The organism is Shewanella sp. FJAT-52076 (assembly GCF_019457455.1).
Taxonomy (GTDB): Bacteria; Pseudomonadota; Gammaproteobacteria; order Enterobacterales; family Shewanellaceae; genus Shewanella; species Shewanella zhangzhouensis.
Window position 1 is genome coordinate 2,858,888 of sequence record NZ_CP080415.1, and the last position, 22,555, is coordinate 2,881,442.

Genomic DNA, 22,555 nt, shown 5'->3' on the forward strand with positions numbered 1-22,555 from the left:
TATTGGCTGTTGCTCAGTGATGAGCCTGCCATGGTCACTCAGACCTTCGCATTCGTTTTGTCCGTGATACGGGACTCACCACTTCAGGATTGGATTTTACCACCCGTTACCTTGCTGGCACGCCCCTCGTCCTTGGCTTTTTCCGCCCGCTGGCGTCTGACATCTTTAGGATCGGCAATCAAGGGGCGATAGATCTCAACCCGGTTTCCAGGTTGCAATTCATCATCATGTTTCACCAGGCGACTGAAACTGCCAAGTTTCACCGAGTCGAGCTCTATCTCCGGGAAAAAACTGCAGATATTGCTCTGACGGACAGCCTCAATAAAGGTGGTGCCCGGTGACACCATCACATGAATCACTTTTTGCTTGTGGGGCAAAGCATACACCACATCCACCCCAAATTTTTCAGTCTCACTGGCCATAAATCACCTTGGCCCTGTTGGTAAAGGCCGTCACCATAGAAGATGCCAATTCTTTGAATACCTTGCCAAATGCAAAGTCCGCAAGACCGCTGGAAAATTCGAAGTCCAGCTCAAAATCCACCTTGCATGCATCTTCTGTCAGCTCGGTGAACCGCCACTCGCCAATCAGATGTCGAAACGGACCGTTCTCCAGCTTCAGGGATATTTGCCTGGCCGGGATCACCTGGTTGCGGGTGGTAAAGGTTTTGGCGATACCCGCCTTGGCCACATCCACAGAGGCCACCATGGTTTGTCCGTCAAATGAAATTACCTTGCCGCCGACGCAGCCCGGTAAAAACTCCTTGTAAGACTCAACATCATTGACCAGATCGTACATCTGCCGGGCACTGAATCTGACCAGTGCGCTTCGGGTAACCTTAGGCATTCGTGTGTATTCAAACTCTTGAAATTGGATAGCCGCCGATTGTAACACGGGTTGCCTAAAACGCTGCAACCGCCAAAACGATTAAAAACTCATCAACAAAAACATTCGCTTGGCAAAACATGTAAATATTCGCAGGTGGTCAATTCCAAATTACATACCCCACGCTATAATAGCCCGCCTATGGTAAAGAAAAACGCAAAAAAGGCCGCCCAGCCGGCCACGATCGCCCGCAACAAGCGCGCGACCTTCGAATACAAATTCGATGAAAAATTCGAGGCAGGCCTGTCCCTGATGGGATGGGAGGTTAAGTCTATCCGCGCCGGAAAAATCAACATCTCAGACAGTTACGTGATGCTGAAAAACGGTGAAGCCTACTTGCACCACTGCCATATCACCCCTCTGCACGCCGCCTCTACCCACGTGGTCTGCGACCCTACCCGTCCGCGCAAGCTGCTGCTTAATCGCCGTGAGCTAGACCGTCTGGCCGGCTTGGTCGAACGCCAGGGCTATGCCATCGTGCCTATCTCCATGTACTGGCGCAAAGGCGCCTGGGTCAAGGTGGAGATTGGTCTGGGTAAAGGTAAAAAAGCCCACGACAAGCGTGATGACATCAAGCAGCGCGACTGGGCCATTGAAAAAGCCCGGGTGATGAAGAACAAATAAGCTGTCTGTTTTCGAACGTAAAACAGACAGTTGATTGTCACTGCCAAATAATGCCTTGGAATTCGGGGCAGCATGGGAGTACAATCAAACCATCTTGGGGGCGATTCTGGATTCGACGGGATTCGCGAAACTCCGGGAGCATGCCGAGGGGCGGTTGGCCTCGTAAAAAGCCGCAAAGTTATAGTTGCAAACGACGATAACTACGCTCTGGCTGCTTAATTAGCGCCAGCCATCTACCACAGGTCTCGCACATGGGCAGTGGATTTGATGGTCACCTTACATCGTGCTAGCGAGGGAACCTTGTCTGGGGGTGAACCGCGAAACAGTTCCAGGCTCACCGTTAGAAATCCTGTCTTTCGGAGTTCGAGCGGTTAAATAAAAGAGAGACTAAGCATGTAGCGCCTTGAGCGTAGGTTTTTCGGACGCGGGTTCAAGTCCCGCCGCCTCCACCAAACCTAAAATAAAAAAGACGTCTTCGGACGTCTTTTTTATTGCCTGATATTCTGCCCATAAAGACCGCGAACCGAGGGGTTAACGCAAATATGAGGGAGCGGCCAGCGCTCCCTCCGTCTGTGCACAGTCCGCCCCCCGTCACTCAAGCGCTCTCAAAGGTTCCCCGAACCAGTGGCTGGCCATTGGCCACCATGGCTTTGCCAAGGCACCAGACAAACTCAGGTTCATATTGGTCATTCAGCAGCACGAGATCAGCATCTTTCCCCTCAGCAATAACCCCTTTGGTGGCAAGCCCCAATATCCGGGCCGCATTGGCGGAGGTCATGGCAAGGGCATCTGCCACGGCAATACCTTCGCTGATAAGGCCACGAAATACCTTTGCCAGACTGCCGACCCGGCCGACTTCGAGGCCGGTTAAGCGACCAGCGGCATCGAATACCGGCAAACTGGCATTGCCGTCGGAGCTTAAGGTGATTTGTGATACCGCCACGCCAGCTGCCAGCGCATGCTTTACTGCATCTATCGCACTGATTTCGTCGCTGTTTAAGGTGGCGCTGTTTTCAGAGGCCGTAAAATCAATTACGCCACCCGCCAGAGCAAACTCAACGCCCTGCTCAAGCAATGCCTGGGAGCGGTTGATGTGGGTCGGATAGAATTGCGACAGCGGAATATCGGTGCTGCTGGCAACCTCAGACAGAATATCCAGCCCGCGTTTGCCATCCCCCACATGCACAAACACAATGCCGCCCTTCCCGCTTAACATGCCCCCCACCCTGGCCTTACTGGCGACCCGAGCCAGTTCGGCGGCAGAAAGCTGCGAACCACGGTGATCGGCAATGGCGATTTCGCCCACACCAATCACCTTGTCGATAAGCATCATATCCCGGGTAATATCCCCTGTGAGGGTCTTGACCGGATACTCGTAAGAGCCGGTGTAGATATAAGTCGTTAAGCCTTCATTGGCCAAGCCGTGAGCCTTGGCCAGCAAGTCTTCCAGGCTGCGACTGACAGCATCTGTACCCAGTGCCCCCACCAGGGTTGTGACTCCCGCCAGAGTGGCTTCCGTCAATTGCATCTCAGGGGTGCGGGTATGAAAGCCGCCTTCTCCGCCGCCGCCACTGATGTGAACCAGCGGGTCAACGAGGCCAGGCACCAGTGCACGCCCGTTGGCGTCGATTTCATGGCAGGGCAAAGAAGCGACATGCAGCGAGCCCGGCTCAGCGATGGCGATAACGCCACCTGTGTCAAAAAGCACATCCTGTAAACCAACCGCTGAAGGCGTAAAAAGGTTGGCATTTCTGATCAAAGTTAACATCAGCTATATCCTGTATAAACGGCAATACCCACAGCAGCACTCGCCAGGGTCATCAGCAACAGCTGTAATCGCCAAATCAATTTAAGCCACTGTCCAAAGGAGATTTTGACCACGCCCAAACAGCCCATCAGGGACGCAGAGGTTGGAATAATCAGGTTGGTCAGTCCGTCGCCCAGCTGAAAACACAGCACGGCCAGTTGCCTGCTGAGCCCGGCAAGCTCTGCCAGCGGTGACATCAACGGCATGGTCAGGGCAGCCTGGCCGGAGCCTGACGATACAAACACATTAAATACCGACTGAAACACCAGCATCATTTGCGCCGAGAGCCAGTCGGGCAAGTCTCCGATACTGCCACCCGCTGAGTACAGCAAGGTGTTGAGCACCGAAGGGGCCGACGGGTTATCGCCGCCAAGCAATATCACCAGCCCTTTGGCGAAACCCACTATCAGCGCGGCAGGAAGCAGCTCGGCAGCGCCACGCTGAAAGGAGCCGGACACCTGATTTAAGGTCATGGTGCCACTGAGCCACAGCAGCAAGCCAATCGCCATCGCCATGGCAAAGAACTGACTGGCAATCTGGGCAATATAATACCCCCCAGCCACCACGCCCCAAATCACCCACACCAGTGTCAGCAGTAAAATCAGCAAAATGCCAACATTCACCATACCGAGGCGCATCTGCTGTAGCTGAGGCTCTGTTATCAGGGGCTGAGTAAGCTTTGCATCCGCTGCCTCTGCCGGACCAGCAGCCTTGCGTCGCGTGTGCTTGGCAAACCGCAGTGTGTATACCAGGGCGCAGAGGGTAAAAATCCCCCAGCACAGTGCCCGAAGCCAGGCGCCCGACATCAAAGGCAGCCCGGCAATGCCCTGGGCAATGGCCACACTGAAAGGGTTCATCCAGGAGGTGGCAAAGCCGACCTGGGTGGCGACGTAGGTTACCAGCACCACCACCGCAGGATGGTAACCCAGGGCATTGAAAAGTGGCATCAGCAGCAGGCAAAAGGCAATCGCCTCCTCGCTCATGCCATACACGGCCCCGCTTAAGGAAAACACCACAAACAGCACCGGCAACAACAGGGCTTCCCGCGCTTTGAGACGTGCCATCAGCAGTGTCAGCGCCTGATGCACGGCGCCACTTGCCAGCAGCACACCAAAAGCACCGCCCACAATCAAAATAAAGGCCACCACACCAACGGCAGAGCTGTCGCGCCCTCCCGAGGTGAGCCCGTCAAATGCTGAGTTGAGCAGCCCAGGCGTTCCGTTTGCACTGAAAAGCGCACTGCCCAGCCCCTCGGAGGCCTGAAGGCTGAAATTTTCAAGCCGGATCCCCTGCTCTGCCACCCACATAAACTGGCCTGCGGGCAGGAGAAAGGTCAGGCCCCATGCCAGCAGCATCATCAACATCAGGATGACGAAGGCATCCGGCATTTCCCGTTTGGATAAAGACATATGTCCTCCCACGATGAAAAAAGGCCGGGCAAGCCCGGCCAGGGAGAGCATCAGAAGCGCAGGCTGTAACGCAGGTTCCAGCGCTGGCCGAGCCAGTCATGGGCTGAGCTGGCGTAACCATTGGTAGGCGACGAGGCATACGGTGGCTCCTCATCGGTAAGGTTACGAACCGATAACATCAGCGAGTGATTCTCCATCAGGGTCACACCCACGCTGGCGCTGAAGGTAAGCCAACTGTCCACTGTCTCGTTATCAAACTTGAAGTCACCATCGCCCATGCTCGAGACATAATGGGCGCTGAGGCTGGCACTCCAGTCACCCAGGCTCCAGTCCGTACCGGCATCCAGCACCCGCTCGGGTCGGGCAATTTCGTTGGCACCGGACAGGCGGCCTAGGAGGTCCTCTACGTCGGCATCCGGAGTTACCTGGCGCTCAAAACTGAAGGTTTCTGTGCCACTGACGTAGAAACTGAATTCGCCTGACGCGTCTGTTTCAAGACGATAGGTCATCCGATAATCGAGACCGTCTGTGGTCTGGCTGCCAACGTTAAAGTAGCCGGTACGCAGGAAGCTGATGTCGCCATTACCATCCAGGACGCAACCGAACTCGCCCTTAAGCTCGCTCACCGAACCCACCACAGGCGCAGTGCCTTGTACGCAGGCATTAAGGGTGGTGGAGGCATCGATATCCACTATGTCTGCGTGATCGTAGCGCCAGTAATCCACGGTAAGCTGCCAGTTGTCGGTCAGATTCCAAGACAGCCCGGCGTTGATGGCTTCAGAGGATTCTGCATCCAACCCCTTGTTACCTATGGTTTCCTGATCGAACTCCAGTTCACCATCGATGGCGCCGTTACTGCCACACAGGGCATTGAAAGGCTCACCTGCGCCGCAGTTGATGTATTGGCTGCCAAGGGAGGTGCCTGCCCCCAGCTGTGAAAGCGAAGGAGCCCGGAAACCCGTGCTCCAGGATGCTCTGAGTACCAGATCTTCGGTGGCCTTATAACGCAGCGATACCTTGGGATTGATGTCGCCACCAAAGTCACTGTAATGGTCGTAACGCAGCGCGGTTATCAGGTCCACATTCTCAAACAGCGGCAGATTGACCTCGCCATAAACGGCATACTGGGTTCTGTCGGCGGCGGCATCACTGGCGCCAAGGCCAATCACATCGTCGTTTACCGCTGATGCGGCCGGATTATCAACAATTTCTTCGCTGCGAAGCTCGGCGCCAAATACAGCGCTTACCAGGCCGGCATTCATCTCAAAGAGTTCACCACTGATGTTGGCATCCAGCGACATCACCTCAGACTCGCCGCGGCGAATGGCACTGTCACGCAGCGCCGCTATCGCCTCTTCACTGTTGTCCATCCCCAGGTTAAACGGATTAAAACTGCCGCTGGCAATGGCATCGGCCAACGCATTGCGATTCATATAGCCCGCCACATGGGTCACTTCGTTGCTGGACTTACCGTAGCTTGCTGCTGACTCCCAACCCCAGTCGCCCCACTCACCACGAAGTCCGGCAAGTACACGATAGCTTTCGGTATCGTATTCCTGAATTCTGCGCTCTGGCATGCGGGTACGTACCCGTATGCTGTTGCTGTCATCGCCATCTGCGGCATTGATGTCACGTACATAGTCAGGCACGTAAGCCGCATCACCGGGAACCGTTACCGTGTATCCAGCTGGCGCCTCATAGGCATGGCCGGTGTTTTGCTGATACATGGCCTCGGCAAAGAAGGTCATATCATTGCCAAGCTGCCACTGGTGATTAAGTGTGGCACCGATATTCTCGAAATCGGGTTGAATGGCGCGCTGGATAACATAGTCATAATTACAGGCTTCGCCGCCCCAGCGGGTGTCATCACCACACCAGTCTTCGGCATAGTAATTACCGTCAATCACCATCTCTGTATAAGAGGTGTAAGTCACATTGATGGGACGATCGCTGTTAAAAATTGCGTTGCGCTTGGCGTAATCCAGCACCACTGTGGTGTTGGTGTTGTCGGTGGCAAAGCCGCCCGCGTAGGTCAGTCCGGTGCGACTGGCATCGTGGTCACTGGTGTCATTGCCGTACTGGGCCGTGAGTTCATGCCCGACAAAATCCTTACGCAGAATGAAGTTAATCACCCCGGCGATGGCATCTGAGCCATAAATAGACGAAGCGCCATCGGTCAGTACATCGATGCGCTCAATGGCCGCCATGGGAATGGCATTAACGTTTACAAAGGAGTCTGAGCCATTGGAGAAAGAGTCCACCGCGACCCGGCGACCATTCACCAGTACCAGAGTCGAACTTGAACCCAGGCCACGCAAACTCACCCCGGCTGCCCCGGCCGGTGCGCCATCGGCGCCGCCAACGCCACCGGTTTCGGTGAAGGTGCCGGCACTTGCCGCCTGGGGCAGATCCTTGAGGAATTCGGCAATGGTGTCATAGCCACGTTTGATAAGTTCTTCCTTATCGAACGACTGCAGCGGATTGGCTCCTTCCATGTCCACCCCTTTCAGACGTGAACCGGTGATCTGGATTTTTTCGAGTTTGGATTCGGCTGAAATAGCCTTGTTGTCATCGGCCGCGTGGGCCATGGCGATGGTCAGGGCTGACAGGGCAAAACCGGAAATGGCGCAGGCAAATACTGAAACTTTCATGAGAAGCTCCCAAAAATAAACGAATAATTTTTCAGGCGCGCGCCTAAGCCACCGGACGTGGTCAATACGTGGCACAAAAAAGTTGTGCGTTCACGGTGCAGGCGTGCAGCTGAGCAAAAAATGAGGCGTGGGAGCCTTAGCGATGACGCAGGACAGCCCACTGAACCTTAAAGTTCAGTGGTTTATTCGTCCCACCATTCGGACAGATACCAGGTACGGTAATGGTATCTTTCAAGAGAAGTTGATACTGGAAACATATCCACCAAATGTGAAATCAATGTTATTGACCGGTAAACAAGCTAGCCGTTATAGTGGCGACCAGTCAATACGTGGCATGCAAAATTTTTTAGAGCAGAGCCATGACCTCAAAATTACGCTTGTTTATCGGTGCTGTTGCCCTGTCGATGTCAATAGCGCCCTTTGCTGCGTCCGCTGCGGCCAAACCCTATAACCCAGACAATACACCGGAAAAAGACAAGGACCCCATCCCAACACTGTCGCTGATGCTGGCGGGTGGAGCTTTATCCGTGTGCAGCTCCCTGAGCCCAAAGCACTGCACGGCTGACACAAGCTTCCCGGACAAGGCCAAAACCCGGCATTTGTATGAGTTGAGCGAGCAAAGTCTGGCCCGCTTTCAGGCCACCCCGGCCTGGGGACGACTCAACGTCGATACCCAAAGGGCATTGCTCAGCGCTCTGGGCTCTGCAGATAGCAACATTCTCGATGTCGAGGCTCTTCATGATCTGCTGGGCCCACTTGGCAATACACTCAATGACGCCAGCTATTTCGCCCTGCTCGACACCCTCGAGTGGGTACAGCTCACCCCGGAAGGGGAGCTAAAGACAGAGCAAGTACGTTTGGCGCAGGGCAAAAATGCCCAGGGCGCCTCACACTTCAGTGCCTTTGTTAGCCGCGCGGCCCAGCAAGCCGGTAATCAGCCGCCGAAAATCGGCATAGTCACCGCATCTGCGCGGGATCCGTTTGAAGCCGCCAGTTTTTATCAACAAGCCTTTACTCAGGCGGGCGCGATAGCCCAATGGCTACCGTTAGACAGCGCGTTGCAGCAAGCCTGGGAGTTTGACGATAAGGAGGCTGGATGCAGTGAGCTGGCAGCGCTTGGTGAGATTTATCAGGGATACCACGACAGGCAACGGGTATACCCGGCGCTGTGGGACAAATACCATCAGGCTTGTCTCAATCCAGAGCAATTGCTGCACACCCTGGCTTCTCTGGATGGCCTTTTTCTCTCCGGCGGCGATCAATCCCTCACTCTGGCGGCTTGGCTGGGCGTCGATGGTCAACCGAGCACAGCACTTGAACTGGTAAAACAACGATTTGCAAACGGTGAATTGATAATCGGCGGCACCAGCGCCGGTGCTGCCGTGATGGCATCGGGTGCCATGATCACCGGCGGCACCAGTCAGGGGGCATTGGATTTTGGCGTGGTAGCCGCAGCCCCTGTCAGCGAGCGATGCGAAGAGCTTAGCTGCGAGGCGCTGAATCCTGCCAACGCCCTCACCTACCGACCCGGTGGCGGATTGGGACTCTACCCGTTCGGCGTGACAGATACCCATTTCAGTGAACGCGACAGACAAATCAGACTGGTACTGCTGCAGGATAAAAGCCAAACCGGCCTTGCGGTGGGCGTCGATGAAAACACTGCGCTCTGGCTATCCAAAGATGGCCAATACGGTGTTATCGAAGGTGAAGGCGGCGTCTGGTTCAGTGAGCCTGCATCTGAAACACAGGGGGTAATTAAAATAACTGCGGCGAAAAGCCATGGCCCGAACTCCGATAAAGCGCAAACACACCAGAGCCCGGCTCACAGCCACATCATCCACTACCTGCCCCATAGCACCCGACTGAGGTTAAGTCGCGATAAGATCAGGGTTGAAGAACCACAGGGAGAATTACACGAGGTCAGTTGCGCTGGGTTTATACCCGCTTGGCTGCCAAGGGATGGATTTACCCTTATCCACCAGCCATATAGCCAATGTCATTCACTGGGTTATTACCAGTCTCTGGGTTATTACCAGTCATTGGGGCTTGAACACAGCACAGGGGTATCGTCAGATAAGCTGACTCAATAACCAATAACAAATAGCAAACTGGGCCTTATTCCGTCAGTCTTGGGCCGGCACTGTCTCCAACACGGCAGCGGCCTCTGGACACATTGGGTTGACGAACACCCCGACAGGCACCTCCATCAGGTGAGTGGAAGAAAACTGCAAGTCTTCCCGCATCGCTTTTGGCAAGGTGAGCACACTTAATGCGTCACTGTCGCCGAACGCGTAGTCCACCCGTCCTTTACTGAGCATCCTTAATCCGGTTGAGATATCACTGACAAACTCGATAGTGAGTCCGGCATCAATGAATTGCTGAATAAAGCTGCCGTCTACTTTTGAACGAAGCAAGGCAATGGTTCCCCCGCCCAACTCGGATAAGTCCCGCCATACAAAAGGGTCATGCCCACGACGACGAAATATGCCCAATACCACTTTGGCATCGGATAAAAGCACAAAGCGGGATTGATCCCTGACGATATCTGGAGGGGGATAAAATGAAGCACACCAACTACCTGCAACAATTTCACTCTGTGCACGCGCAGAGGGCAGGAACAGGGGTTGCAGCTCAAATTCGAGTTGGTTTGAGAGCAGATACTTCTGCAACGCTCTGAAACTGCTACCTTTATCTGCCTGTGTTTCCGTCGTGAATAGTGGATACTCCAGGGCGATAACCGCCAGTGTTCTCGCCCCACTTTTTAGTGCCACGTCAGATTGGGCCGCAAACGCCAGCCCAAGCAAGAATACCGACGACATGACGGACACACAGCCTCCAGCGGTCTTCACAAGAGTCGCTCCTTTGATAGCCAAGCCTCTATGAGTCTAGTGCTGTCTTTTACATCGCGCGATTCACTCGTCAAAAAGCACCGGCAAACTTGCCCTGCTTGTAAGGCCGGCACGCACTTTTATAGGAAAAGACGTGTCGATGAGCGCGGGAAAAGACGCTGCTTTCAGGTCAGACAATCTTTGAAAGACGCAAACTGTGTATGCCAAAAAGCCCATTCTTAAGCCTCAGTGAGCCACTAACACACATGCTTTGTGCAGTGCGGCTATACCCGGGCTTTCAGAACCTATACTTGCTCAGAGTGCCCAGACCACAGCCGGGGAGGCAACGCCTGGCCAGACCATGCTGACCGGGCCATGCTGACGAGAGCGGCGCCCTTCTTCTAAAAGGCAGTGATCCCTTAGCGGCCCATGGGCGTACTTGCTGGATTGAAGCAGTATTAGCAACAGTTCAAAGGATGTCATCCCCATGACCAAAAAGCGCATGAGCATGCTTATTCTGTCAAGCTGGCTGGTTTCGGTGCTGTTGGCATTTTGGTGGTTGGAGCTTCGCCATATCAGCAAAATAGAGCCATCGCTGCTCAACCAACAAAGCGTGGGGCGAGAGGTCGCTGACCTAATCAAAGCCTCTGCCAGCAGCACTGCTGATGGCAGCGCCCCCGTGGTGGTGCATTTTATCGACCCGGGCTGCGACTGCAGCGATGATACCTACGCGCACCTTGAGCAGCTGACAACATCCGCACTCAGCAAAGTGTCCGCGAAGCTGCCGCAGCACACCAATTTGCTTTACACCCAAAGCAATGCCGCGCTTCCGGATACGCTCAAACAAATGAAACGGATTACACTCAATGAGGTGCCGGAAGTTACGCCGGTCGTGGGGGTTTGGAAGGCCGATGGCACCCTGGTTTACCTTGGTGCCTATTCCACTGGCCCCAGCTGCGGCTCGGGAGCCGATTTACTGCGCGAAGCACTGTTGAATGCTGCCGGTGAACCTTTGCCAATGCCTGATTGGCCAATTCAGGTGTCCTGCCATTGCCGTTGGAGCACCTGAGAAGGGCCTCAATCACAGCTCATGTTTTCCGATAACGGCTTACTTGCCCACTCAAATGGAGAGTCTCAACAGAAAATGAATACCTTAAGCACTGAGATGATGCGGGATCATTACATTAAATCAGACACCATTATGTTTTCGGTGCTGGTCATGATGTTCCTCTATGCACTGGGCCTGGCGGGCGTTTTCGGCAACTGGACCGTGGCCATCATAGTTGGCCTGCTGACAACCATAGCGGCAGGCGCCATCCGGGCACTCAGCCCGGGTGAGCGCATAACCCGGGTGACCATGGGGCTGGCATTTATGGTGATGGTCACCCTGCATGTGCACCTGTCTCGCGGCATGATAGAGATGCATTTTGGCTACTTTGCCTGCCTCGCGATGCTGCTCTACTGCCGGGACTGGTTGCCTATCATCGCGTCTGCGGCTCTTGCCGCCGTGCTGCATGTGGGACTCTTTTGGTGGCAAACCACCGGTGGCAGTGTCTTTATGCTCGACAGCGCAGAACGCTCCTGGGGGATCATCTTTATCCACGCCGGCTATGTGGTGGTTGAGACACTGGTGTTAGTGGTTATGGCCAAAAACCTGCACCGCCAGGCGGAGGTTTCTTTTGACATCCAGGCAGTCGCCCACCATCTCACCGGCGAGCAAATCGACCTCACCCACAGAACCCAAGCCAGCAGCAACGATCAAAGCCGCGCATTCAATGGCTTTTTGGACCATCTTCAGGGCATGGTTGGCCGAATGGCCTCGGCGGGAGATAAACTGACTCAGCTCAGCACCAGGCTGCACGATTCCATGTCTGGGGTAAATGGCCGCATGAAACTGCAGCACAATCAAATCGATATCATCGCCACCGGCGTGGGCAACGTCAGCGAGGCGGTGAGACAGATTTCAGACAACGCCAACGATGCCTCGGCAGCCGTGAGCGATGCCGATGCGAAATCCCGGGATGGCTCTGCACTTAGCCGCAAAACCCTCGATGAAGTCCGTACACTGGCAAACACCATTGAGCTTGCCGCAGAAGCCAGCAGTCGCCTGGCCGAAGACAGCAAAAGCATTGGCAAAGTGCTGGATGTGATAAAAAGCATTGCCGAACAAACCAACCTGCTGGCCCTCAACGCCGCCATCGAAGCTGCCAGAGCCGGAGAACAGGGACGCGGTTTTGCCGTGGTGGCAGACGAGGTGCGAAGCCTCGCATCCAAGACACAGCAGTCCACCGAAGAAATTCACAACATGATCCAACGTCTGCAAGCCCGCAGTGATGATGCCGTGAACGCCATGTCAACCAGCCAAAAGAGTGTGATCCAATGTGTCGCCTTTACGCAGCAGACCGACGAAAGACTTGGCCAGGTACGACAATCCCTGCAGCAGATTGTGGAAATCAGCAGCCAAATAGCCAGCTCTACCGCGGAACAAATGCAGGTAATCGGAGAAATCAGTCAAAATGCGCTGAGCATCCGGCTGCTCAGCGATGACAACAATAATGAAATTGATAGGGTGGTGGAAGAAGTCGCCGAAGCCACCGGCCTTGCGGGCCTTATCCACTCAGATATGAAGCGTTTTCATACCGGCTGACATTCAATACTCAGAAAAAAAGACAGGGAGCCCTGTCTTTTTTTACATAATCCTGTATCTGAAATACGCAGACAGGTTGGCAATTACTTGTAGAACGCTTCCACTTCACCCTTGATGGTCATCAGCAGTGGCTGACCACGGCGGTCCAGGGCCTTGCGGGAGGCCACTTTAATCCAGCCTTCGCTGATGCAGTATTCTTCAACGTCAAAACGCTCTTTGCCGTTGATCTTGATGCCGATATCGTACTCAAACACGGCAGCGACATGGTGTGGGCTGCGGGGGTTGATGGAAAGGCGGTCCGGCAAGGCTGGCTGTGATTTAGTGTCGTTCATGCTCGTTATCTGCTCATCAATTGCAATATGAAAATCGTGCGCCATTGTAGGCAATCACCCGGCCGGGCTCAATAGGCGCTGTTGGTTACCTGTGACCTTAGTGAGCCGCTCCTCGGCCACTAGTGCGTTTTTTCCCGTAAGCCCAACAAGTATCAGGATTCCCTAACGCTAAGGACGCAGCTTCGACAGAACAAACGCCAGCTCGGCCACATTGCTCACGGCCATTTTTTCCAGCAGGTTACGACGATGGATCTCAACCGTTCTTTGGGTGATAAATAATTCTGCGGCAATGGTTTTATTGAGTTTGCCCTCAAGCACCCGATGCATTACATCGGTTTCTCTTGGGGACAAGCTATCGAGCCGCTGCTGGATGTCGGCCGACAGCTGCAGGCTGGCAGCGCGCTCTGTGGCAACCCTTGCCGCCCGGCGCAGCAAGGCCAGCAGTTTGTCACCATCCACCGGCTTTTCGATAAAATCCATGGCGCCCTGTTGTATTGCTTTCACGGCCATGGAGATATTGCCATGGCCGGTAAGCATTATGGGAACCAGAGGGCCTGGCCGGGAGAACAGCACCTCCAGCAGGCTCATCCCGTCCATATCGGGCATCTGCACATCCAGCACAGCAACTGCGGGGCGGGACAAGTCGACAGCCGCCAAAAAATCCTCTGCCGATGCAAAGCCCCGTGCTTTGATACCAAGGCCTTCGAGCATCCATTTCAGTGACGCCAACACATCGGGGTCGTCATCCACCAGATACACATCAATCATTTTCAGCTCCCAGGGGCATCTCTATGCATATCTCCAGCCCACTGGGGATGCACTCGATTTGGGGGGCGATTGCGGGGGCATCAAAACGATTATGGGCCGAGATTTTGCCGCCATGTTCTTCAACAATACGTTTGCAAATGACCATGCCCAGTCCCAATCCGTCGGCCTTGGCCGACTCAAATGGGAAAAACAGCCTGGACAGCTGCGCCTCAGTTAACCCACAACCATTGTCAGACACCCGGATAAGGTAACCCGAGTCAGTGGTTTCAAGGGAAATACCGAGCCATGGCATTGGCTGCCCGGCCATGGCGTCCAGGGCATTGAGCAGTACATTCACCAACACCTGGGTCATAAGCCCGGGGTCCAGCCTGGCCTCGACCTCAGCGAGGGTCAATGAAGGTTCAAGTTTCAACCGTTTAAGCTCCGGTGAGATCAGCGCCAGGGTCTCTTCAATCAGGGTATCCACCCGATAAGGCACACTGCGACTGGGCTGCTGGCAGAAACTTCGCAGGCGGCTGATGGTTTCCTGGGCCCTATCGACCTGTGTCAGTACCCCGCCAAGGGCCGATGCTATCTCGGGTTCATGGTCTTTAAGCCGATACAGACAGCCCTGGGCAAGATAGCGGATCCCCGCCAACGGCTGTTTCAACTCATGGGAGATCCCCGACGCCATCTCTCCGGTAAGCAAAACCCGCTGAGCTCGATAAAACTGGCGCTGCTGCTCGTTGAACGCCCGTTGGGTCTCCCGATGCTGTTCAATTTCCGTCTCCAGTGCCCGGGTACGTTTAACCACCAGCCGCTTTATCCGCAGGTGATGCAGATACCCCAAAAGCAAACACAGAACTATCGCCCCAAACCAGGGCATGGCGGCAGAGGCGACCCGCTGCCAGTTGGTTTGAAACGGCCATTCTCTTAACGTGTGTTTGAGCGCAAATACCCGATTATCGTTTACCGGCACAGACCAGCCGCGATAGCCGCCAGTGACGGCCGCCGCCGTGTTGGCATCCATCGACAACAACGCCCTGGCCACCTCAGTTGCCAGAGCACTTTTGGTGTGGCCAAGCTTGGAGAGTGCGGTATAGGGATAGAGTTCGCTCGATACACCACAGGCAAATCCGGGCGTCGCTTTCGCCAGGGCAATATCAAAAGCTCCCTCCGGGTACTCGCCACGGGCAATGGCCTGCTCCAATACGCAGGCGGGCAGAATGGCCATATCTGCCTCATGCAGCCACAGCTTTTGCAATAGTTTGGTCTGAGGAAACCCTTCAAAGGTGAGTCCGGGTAAATCTGCGACGGGGTCCAAGCCCCGCCTCACCATCTCGCCGGCAAAAATCAAAAATCCGCCAAAGGCCCGGGGGTCAGTGGACACAATGTTAAGCTCGGCAAGCTGCTGCCAACGGGTTACCGGGGCGCCCGCGCGCACCACCAATGCCGAGCCCATGGCACGGGCAGGATCCCGACCGTCGGCAGGGATCAGTGTCAGTAATTGACTGGCGCCCCAGTCTTTTTTGTAGCCCACGGCAACAAATTGATTGGAGATAATAAAGTCCAGCGCCCTGGCCTTAACCTGCCTGTCAAGCTCCGATGGTGTCAGCGGTTCGATGCGGATGCCATGCCCTGTCTGCCGGGCCAGATAATCGGCGGTGGCTTGCCAGGCACTCAGGGTGTCCGAGCGCTCGGCAAAGGTGAGAATACCAATGCGCACAGTCTGTCTGTTCTGCGCTTTTTCGCTGGCTGGCACCCCGGCAAAGGCCATCGCCACTGGCAGCAACGCCAACATTAATAAAAGCCGCCACGCCTTACTCATCATGTTCCCCGATTAGATTACACCGGGATTATCGGCCCTGGCCGAGCAGCCTGCATCTTTAACTTCCCGGGAGTTGATCCGCTTCACAGCCTGATACGGGCTTCGGAAAACCACTATATAGCCGCTGCCCGCTTTTTGATTCCATGGCCTTGTCATCATGAAGTGAGGCCACTATGAACGAGAAAATCAAACAAAGCCGCCGCACCTTCCTCAAGGGAGGTCTGGCACTGTCAGCCGTTGGGCTGGCCCCTGCTGTGCTGGCTCCTGCCGTACAGGCCAAGTCCGACAACAACAGCGCCATTGTGTGGGATGAAACCTTTGAGGTTGTTGTAGTAGGCAGCGGGCTGGCGGGCACCTGCGCCGCCATCCGGGCAAAGGAAAACGGTGCCAAAAACACCATTATTATTGAAAAAATGCCGGTACTCGGCGGGACGTCAGCCATCTCAGGTCTGAACTTTTCAGTGGTAAACAGCCACCTGCAAAAAGCACAGGGGATTGAAGATTCTGCCGCGCTTTTTGCCGAAGACATCTCCAAGGCGGGCGGCTATCAGAACCACAGAGACCTGACCCTGAAAATGGCCGATACCACGACCCGCGTATTGCCCTGGGCAATTGAGCGGGGTTGCCGCTTCCATGACAAGCTAAAGAGCCTCGGTGGCCATTCGGTGCCGCGGACCCTTTATCCGGTCAATGGCGGTGGCAAAGGCATACTGCGCCCACTGCGTCGCTTCTATACCCAGGACTTACAGGGCGAAATCCGTCGCAGAGTGAAGTTTGACAAGCTGCATCTGAATGCCCAAGGCGAGGTCATGGGGATTCAGGTACGCGAGCAGTACTTTTTCGACCCAAATCTGGGGAATGACGACCGGGAAAACACCACCGGCACCATCAAACACTATCGCGTGACCAAGGGTGTGGTCATGGCCGTGGGCGGCTACAGCCGCGATGTGGAGTTCCGTGCCATGGAGTTTCCCAATATTCGCGACTACATCCCAACCACCACGCACAGGGGCGCAACCGCAGGTGCACTCAAGTCTCTGGTTGCCGCCGGTGCCCAGACAGTCCACCTATCTTTAATGCGCTTTGCCTTTGATATTCCTACCGAAGATTTGCAGTGGGGAGCCTTGGTTGACCCGAAAACCGGTCAGCGCTTTATCAGCGAAAAGAACAACCGTCAGGTCGTGGCAGAAGCCATCTGCAACATCATGGACCGCAATGAGGGGCGCTTCCCGCTGAATATTTACGATCAGGATGGCATCGACAACTTCCACGACAAGCAGCGTCTGCACCTCGCTTTGGAGGAAGGCATGATGGTGAAGTACGACTCCATCGAGGCCCTGGCCAACGGGGAAGGCATCGACCTTACCGGGCTTAAAGCCACCCTCAAGCGCTATAACGAGGATGCCCTGGCAGGCAAAGACAGCCAGTTCGGTAAAGACATGACCGCGTTGAAGCAAGTCAGCGTCAAACGAGCGCCTTTCTATGCCATCAAGGCCCGTCCGAAATTCAACTACACCCAGGGCGGCGTATTAATCAATGAAAATGCCCAGGTCATCAACAGGGACACAGCCCAGCCCATCAAAGGCCTTTACGCCTGCGGCGAAGCCACGGGCGGTCTGTTTGGCCGTATTCGATTAACTGCCTGCTCCTGCCCCGATGCGTTCGCATTTGGGGTGATAGCCGGTGAACAGGTGGCCAAGGCCTGAGGAGACACACATGAAAACCCTGATTTTATCCCTGTTGGCACTGAGTTTTGTGGCATCTCCCTTACACGCAGGGGAGCTCTACAAGGTAATGGGCAAGCGTGAAGGTCGCAGCAACCACAGCTTTATGTACGATGAAAAAGACTGCAAAACCTGCCACCAGGGCAGCCCCAAGGGGCCTGCCACCGAAGCGGCCTGTATCGACTGCCATGGCAGCTACGATGAGATTGCCGCCGCCACCCAGAACCAAACACCCAATCCTCACGATGCTCCGCACTGGGGAGCAGATGTGCCCTGCACCGTGTGCCACAGCGAGCATCAGCCAGCCAAGGTGCTTTGCAACGACTGCCACCAGTTTGCCTTTCCAAACTTTTCAAAATAATCCGGAGTAACCTATGAGTGTTTTTCGTCTCTCCCTGTTAAGCGCCGCACTGTTGGCCGGATTCAGTCAGCAGGCACAGGCCACACCCGACTTTTACGGCAGGATAGATTATTCGGTCACCCATTCAGACACGGGCGCCGCCACCCACAAGGGACTTGATGGCACAGTGCTTGAGAACAACTTTACCCGTTTGGGTGTTCGCGGGACTGAGTCCCTGACGGCGGATCTGACCCTCTTCTATCAGATTGAAATGGGTGTCGACTCGGCCAGCGAATCCGGCAACAGCAAACCCTTTACCGCTCGTCCCACCTTTATCGGTATTCGTCATGCCCAATGGGGCTCGCTGGCCGCGGGGCGCATGGAGCCAGTATTCAAAATGACCAAGGGCTTTGTGGATGTGTTTGACAACTACAGCATGAAGCATGACCGCTTGATGGCCGGTGACAAACGCTGGGGCGATTCTTTCGAATACAAGACCCCTGTATGGCACGGCTGGCAACTGGGCGCCAGCCTGCTGATGGAAGATAACTATTATCAGGACAGCGACAAGCGCAAGGAGAATGGCAACTTCCAACTGGCGCTGACTTATGGCGATAAGAAGTTAAAAAACAGCGACCTGTATTTTGCAGCGGCCTACTCAGATGGTGTTGAAGATATCAAGGCCTGGCGTGCTGTGGGTCACTGGAAGTTGGCCGCCCTTGGGCTTGAAAACCTGAAACTCGGCACCCTTATTCAACAATCAGAACTGGCCAACCCCGCCAAACCTCATTGGCAGGACAGAGATGGCCTGGGTTTTATTATCAGTGGCTCTTACAAGTGGGACAAGTGGCTGTTTAAAGCCCAGTATGGCAAAGACGAGTCCGGCACCGGCCTTATCGCCAACCGCGTCTATTCGGCCATGGGTGAGGCCGCGACCCAGGTTCCACAGGTCAGCCAGTGGGGAGTAGGCGCGGAGTACTTCTTCTCCAAGTCTACCCGGGTACACCTGGAGGCGGGGCAGTTCGACACCGAACAATATGCTGAGTTTGATGACACGATAACCAGCATAGGCATTCGATACGACTTTTAAGCTTGCTGCGCTATCCAGGTTCAGGTCCGGTGGATGAGTATCTTCACCGAACCTGACAGCCTGACTGATTATCTGGCCAGGTCGCCGCTGAAAAGGGTGCCTCAGCGCTTCGCCAAAGCCCGCTTGCGGGCTTTTTGCTTTTGTGCCGCTTTACTGAGGCTGCGGGGACGCTCATGGCGGATGGACAAATCCGGTTCAAAGCCCGGATACCACTGCTGAGGCAAGCGTCGGTCGAGGTAGTGCTCAAGCGCCACCAGCAAAGGCTCGTCGGCGGCATCCAGTAAACTGATGGCAAGCCCGGCGCTGCCTGCCCGGCCGGTACGCCCGATGCGATGCACGTAATCTTCTTTTTTAAAGGGCAGTTCGACGTTGATGATGCAGGGCAGCGCCTGTATATCCAAGCCGCGAGCAGCCACATCGGTGGCCACCAACACCCGCGCATTGGCTGCCTTAAAGTCGGCAAGGTTTTGCTCCCGCTGACGCTGACTTAAGTCGGCATGCATAGCAACGGCACTGTGTCCGGCTGCTACCAGTTTGGCCGTAAGCTTATCGGCCCCTTCTTTGGTTCGGCTGAAAACAAGCACCTGAGACCAGCTGTTTTTACCCAGCAAGTGGCAGATAAAATCGAATTTGCGCTCGCTGTCGAGCTGATAAACCTGCTCTTCAATCAGTGGCTTGGTATCTTTGCCCGCGGCGATTTCCAGCAGCTTGGGCGAGTCCATCAGGCTCTTGGCCAACTGCCAGACATTGTCCCCCAGGGTGGCTGAGAACAGTGCAGTTTGCCTGGCTTTGGCAAGCTTTTTCACCAGCGCCCGGATCTCATCCTCAAAACCCATGTCCAACATACGGTCGGCCTCGTCAAACACCAACTGGCTGACGGTATCGATTCTGAGGGTGCGTTTTTTCAGGTGGTCGAGCAGGCGCCCGGGCGTGGCGACCATCAAGTCCACGCCATCCTTAATGGCATTGAGCTGGCTTTCCAGAGGCACACCGCCATAGACCTGGGCAATACGCACGGCACTGCCTTTTGCCAGCGCTTTGGCAGCATCATAAACCTGTTGGCAAAGTTCTCTGGTGGGCACCAGCACTAAGGCTCTGGGTGCAGGCAGATTGCGGCCTGGCACGTCCTCTGTAACCAGCCGGGCTAGCACTGGCAGCAAAAAGGCGGCGGTTTTACCCGTGCCTGTGGCGGCTTTCACCATCAGATCATCCCCGGCCAGCATCATGGGGATAGCGCCGGACTGCACCTCAGTGGGCTTGGCAAAGCCCAGTTTAGCGAGATTGTCAGCCAAGGGAGACGGCAGAGTAAAAGCAGCAAAAGACACGGGAAACTCCGGAGCACAAACTAAAGGGCGCTATAGTAACAAGGCTTAATCGCAGGATCACTCACCAAGCAGCAGCTGTTTCAACTCTGACGCCAATAACGGCCTGGCAAACAGATAACCTTGGGCCTCGGTGCAACCCAAACGCTGCAAAAACTCGGCCTGAGCTTCGTTTTCTACCCCTTCGGCAATTACGCCGAGTTTCAATGCCTCCCCCATGGCGATAATGGCCATGGCGATGGCGCCACTGTCCTGATCGGCGGGGAGTTCCCTGACGAATGACTGGTCAATTTTCAACTTGTTAAGGGGCAGCTTGCGCAAATAACTCAGCGAAGAATACCCGGTGCCAAAATCATCCAGTGCCAGGCTGACCCCCATGCCACGGAGCTTTTCCATAGTGTCGATGGCACCGGCAGGATTATCCAGCACCACGGATTCGGTGATTTCCAGCTCAAGCGCTTCAGGGGAGAGACCGGTTTGTTTGAGCACCTTGGCGACGCTGTCGGCAAAGTTATCGCCGGTAAGTTGAGAGCCCGACACATTCACCGCCATACGGCCTGGGTTAAGCCCCTGGTCGCGCCAAATTCGCGCCTGACGACAGGCCTCTTTCAAAACCCACAGGCCAATCTCAGGCATTAAGCCGATGGATTCGGCTACCGGAATAAATTCCGCCGGGGATACCACCCCAAGTTCACGATCGGTCCAGCGACACAAGGCCTCTACCCCAATCAATTTACGGGTACGCAAATTGATTTTGGGTTGATAAACCAACGACAGTGCAGCATTTTTCACCGCGCCTCTGAGGGCCGTTTGCAGCCGCAACTGCTGCATGGAACTTTGAGTCATTTGCTCTGTGTAAAAGGCATGGCGATTGCGGCCTTGCTGCTTGGCACGATACATGGCGGCATCGGCGTTTTTCAGCAAGGTGTCCGGGTTATCGCCATCGTCGGGATACACAGCAATACCGATACTGGCACTGAGACGAACCGACTCGCCCTCACTGGTATCGAAGCTGGTATCAAAGGCCCGCTGTATGGCTGACAAGATCATCGGAATATCTTCCCGGCTCCTTACCTGTGTCAGCAGTACAAACTCATCGCCCCCGATTCGGGCAAGGGTGTCTTCGGCGCCAAGCAGTGCGGCGAGGCGCTCGGATAACGACAGCAACACTTTGTCGCCGGCGAGATGCCCAAAACTGTCATTGATGTGTTTGAAGAGGTCCACGTCGATAAGCAGCAGCGCCAACCGGGTTTTGCGGTTGGCGGCGAGCTTGATTTGCTGCTGGCTGATGGTGGTGAGTTTAGAGCGATTGGGCAAACGGGTGAGTGGGTCGTGCCAGGCCAGCTGGGCGACTTCCGCCTCAGTTTGTTTGAGCAGGGAGATATCGGAAAACACTGCCACAAAACAGCGGACTTGCCCATCTTCACCATACACGGCGCTGATGCTGGTTTGCTCGGCAAACAGGGTACCGTTTTTGCGACGATTCCAAATCTCACCGTGCCAGTGCCCCTGGGTTTTCAATGCCCGCCAGAGGTTTTCAAAAAAGTCCCGCTCGTGGCGGCCTGAGTTAAGGAGTTTGGGGGTTTGGCCAATCACTTCGTCACGGCTGTAACCCGTGATGGTTTCAAAGGCGCCGTTTATCTCTGTGATAACCCCGTTGGAGTCGGTGATCATCACCCCTTCAATGGCATTTTCAAATACCTTGGAGGTCAGCAGTAATTGCTCTTCGGCGGCTTTATACCGTGCAATATCCCGGGTGGTTCCTATGACGCCAAGCAGTCTGCCATCGCTACCGTACATGGGAGCCTTGATGGTTTCCAGCCAGATGTTGCCTTTATCCAGGCTGCGGTCGATGCATTCGGCGACCACAATAGGATGCCCTTCCTTCACCGCCTTGAGATCGGTGTCTGCGTACTCGGAAAAACGCTCGGGAAAGACCTCGGCATCCTTTCGAGACAGTATCTGCGCCGGGCTTAAATCCCAGGACACCAGTGTGCTCTGGTTAATGAACCGGTAACGCCCCTCGGCATCCTTTATCCAGATATGTTCTTCGAAGGCGTCCATAAAGCTTTGCAGCAGTCCGGACTCTCCCCCACCAAGCACAGCAGCCACACCTTCGAGCAAGGCCCTGGCCAGTAGTTGATGGCTGTCACTGACTGCATCGCCGTGTAAACAGAGTTGAAGCTCGCCACCGATACCACTGACCGTCAGGATGTTAATGGGCTTACTATCGGCGTTCTTTTGCCACAGGCATACACCGCGACTGGTCCAAAGCCCAGCCCCCAATCGGGTATGGTCAACAAACCATTCAAGCATGGGAG

The 22,555-nt window shown here is 55.1% G+C and carries 18 protein-coding genes and 1 other RNA gene; 8 read left to right on the forward strand and 11 right to left on the reverse strand.

All coding sequences use genetic code 11. The features are described from left to right. Positions 1-83: 83 nt before the first annotated feature. Positions 84-422 (reverse strand): RnfH family protein, encoded by a 339-nt coding sequence (locus tag K0H79_RS12490; RefSeq protein ID WP_220065080.1) that lies wholly within the window; start codon positions 420-422, stop codon positions 84-86. Next, a complete protein-coding gene (locus tag K0H79_RS12495; RefSeq protein WP_220065081.1) occupies positions 412-846 on the reverse strand; it encodes an SRPBCC family protein in 435 nt (144 codons plus the stop codon). Before K0H79_RS12495 ends, K0H79_RS12490 begins: the two co-directional genes overlap by 11 nt. Positions 847-1,026: 180 nt before the next feature. Between K0H79_RS12495 and smpB the strand changes: the two genes are divergently transcribed. Together smpB and ssrA are read left to right on the forward strand one after the other, a co-directional pair. Continuing rightward, the gene (gene smpB, locus K0H79_RS12500) at positions 1,027-1,509 is read left to right on the forward strand and encodes an SsrA-binding protein SmpB (RefSeq protein ID WP_203324372.1); all 483 of its coding nucleotides are present in this window, start codon (positions 1,027-1,029) and stop codon (positions 1,507-1,509) included. A 96-nt stretch (positions 1,510-1,605) separates the two neighbouring features. Then, positions 1,606-1,961: a transfer-messenger RNA gene (gene ssrA / locus K0H79_RS12505) on the forward strand. Between the two features lie 143 nt (positions 1,962-2,104). Here ssrA and iadA read toward each other — a convergent pair. The 3 genes from iadA to K0H79_RS12520 are packed head-to-tail and all read right to left on the reverse strand — an operon-like array spanning position 2,105 to position 7,313. Beyond that, the gene (gene iadA / locus K0H79_RS12510) at positions 2,105-3,277 is read right to left on the reverse strand and encodes a beta-aspartyl-peptidase (protein ID WP_220076027.1); all 1,173 of its coding nucleotides are present in this window, start codon (positions 3,275-3,277) and stop codon (positions 2,105-2,107) included. Continuing rightward, positions 3,277-4,725, reverse strand: coding sequence for a putative basic amino acid antiporter YfcC (gene yfcC / locus K0H79_RS12515; RefSeq protein ID WP_220076028.1), 1,449 nt, complete (start codon positions 4,723-4,725; stop codon positions 3,277-3,279). The genes iadA and yfcC overlap by 1 nt, the downstream gene beginning before the upstream one ends. Before the next feature lie 50 nt (positions 4,726-4,775). Further along, positions 4,776-7,313: a TonB-dependent receptor gene (locus K0H79_RS12520; RefSeq protein WP_408733391.1), complete on the reverse strand. Its 2,538-nt coding sequence runs from the start codon at positions 7,311-7,313 to the stop codon at positions 4,776-4,778. 422 nt (positions 7,314-7,735) lie between these two features. Here K0H79_RS12520 and K0H79_RS12525 point away from each other — a divergent pair, with 422 nt between their 5' ends. After that, entirely contained in the window at positions 7,736-9,466 is a 1,731-nt protein-coding gene (locus K0H79_RS12525) for a cyanophycinase (RefSeq protein WP_220076030.1), read from the forward strand. A gap of 33 nt (positions 9,467-9,499) precedes the next feature. Here K0H79_RS12525 and K0H79_RS12530 read toward each other — a convergent pair whose 3' ends face one another. Then, complete coding sequence (locus K0H79_RS12530; RefSeq protein WP_220076031.1) at positions 9,500-10,225, reverse strand: hypothetical protein; 726 nt, start codon at positions 10,223-10,225, stop codon at positions 9,500-9,502. Positions 10,226-10,691: 466 nt separating this feature from the next. Here K0H79_RS12530 and K0H79_RS12535 point away from each other — a divergent pair, with 466 nt between their 5' ends. Next, positions 10,692-11,273 carry a DUF6436 domain-containing protein gene (locus K0H79_RS12535; RefSeq protein ID WP_220076032.1) on the forward strand — a complete coding sequence of 194 codons (582 nt, stop codon included), beginning with the start codon at positions 10,692-10,694 and terminating at the stop codon, positions 11,271-11,273. A gap of 75 nt (positions 11,274-11,348) precedes the next feature. Next, the gene (locus K0H79_RS12540; protein ID WP_220076033.1) at positions 11,349-12,851 is read left to right on the forward strand and encodes a methyl-accepting chemotaxis protein; all 1,503 of its coding nucleotides are present in this window, start codon (positions 11,349-11,351) and stop codon (positions 12,849-12,851) included. 83 nt (positions 12,852-12,934) lie between these two features. Here K0H79_RS12540 and K0H79_RS12545 read toward each other — a convergent pair whose 3' ends face one another. From K0H79_RS12545 to K0H79_RS12555, 3 genes are all read right to left on the reverse strand, one after another. Then, positions 12,935-13,183, reverse strand: a complete 249-nt coding sequence (locus tag K0H79_RS12545) for a DUF3297 family protein (protein WP_220065105.1) — start codon at positions 13,181-13,183, stop codon at positions 12,935-12,937. A gap of 168 nt (positions 13,184-13,351) precedes the next feature. Then, a complete protein-coding gene (locus K0H79_RS12550) occupies positions 13,352-13,951 on the reverse strand; it encodes a response regulator transcription factor (protein ID WP_220076034.1) in 600 nt (199 codons plus the stop codon). After that, entirely contained in the window at positions 13,944-15,758 is a 1,815-nt protein-coding gene (locus tag K0H79_RS12555) for a PhnD/SsuA/transferrin family substrate-binding protein (protein ID WP_220076035.1), read from the reverse strand. The genes K0H79_RS12550 and K0H79_RS12555 overlap by 8 nt, the downstream gene beginning before the upstream one ends. A gap of 173 nt (positions 15,759-15,931) precedes the next feature. Between K0H79_RS12555 and K0H79_RS12560 the strand changes: the two genes are divergently transcribed. From K0H79_RS12560 to K0H79_RS12570, 3 genes are read left to right on the forward strand one after another with little or no spacing between them, the layout of a single operon-like run. Further along, on the forward strand, positions 15,932-17,464 hold the full coding sequence (locus tag K0H79_RS12560; protein ID WP_220076036.1) for a flavocytochrome c: 1,533 nt from the start codon (positions 15,932-15,934) through the stop codon (positions 17,462-17,464). 10 nt (positions 17,465-17,474) lie between these two features. Continuing rightward, positions 17,475-17,843: a cytochrome c3 family protein gene (locus K0H79_RS12565; RefSeq protein WP_220076037.1), complete on the forward strand. Its 369-nt coding sequence runs from the start codon at positions 17,475-17,477 to the stop codon at positions 17,841-17,843. 13 nt (positions 17,844-17,856) lie between these two features. Next, the gene (locus K0H79_RS12570; RefSeq protein WP_220076038.1) at positions 17,857-18,912 is read left to right on the forward strand and encodes a porin; all 1,056 of its coding nucleotides are present in this window, start codon (positions 17,857-17,859) and stop codon (positions 18,910-18,912) included. Positions 18,913-19,013: 101 nt separating this feature from the next. Here K0H79_RS12570 and K0H79_RS12575 read toward each other — a convergent pair whose 3' ends face one another. After that, positions 19,014-20,237, reverse strand: a complete 1,224-nt coding sequence (locus K0H79_RS12575) for a DEAD/DEAH box helicase (RefSeq protein WP_220076039.1) — start codon at positions 20,235-20,237, stop codon at positions 19,014-19,016. 57 nt (positions 20,238-20,294) lie between these two features. After that, positions 20,295-22,550, reverse strand: a complete 2,256-nt coding sequence (locus K0H79_RS12580; RefSeq protein ID WP_220076040.1) for a bifunctional diguanylate cyclase/phosphodiesterase — start codon at positions 22,548-22,550, stop codon at positions 20,295-20,297. Between the last annotated feature and the right edge of the window lie 5 nt (positions 22,551-22,555).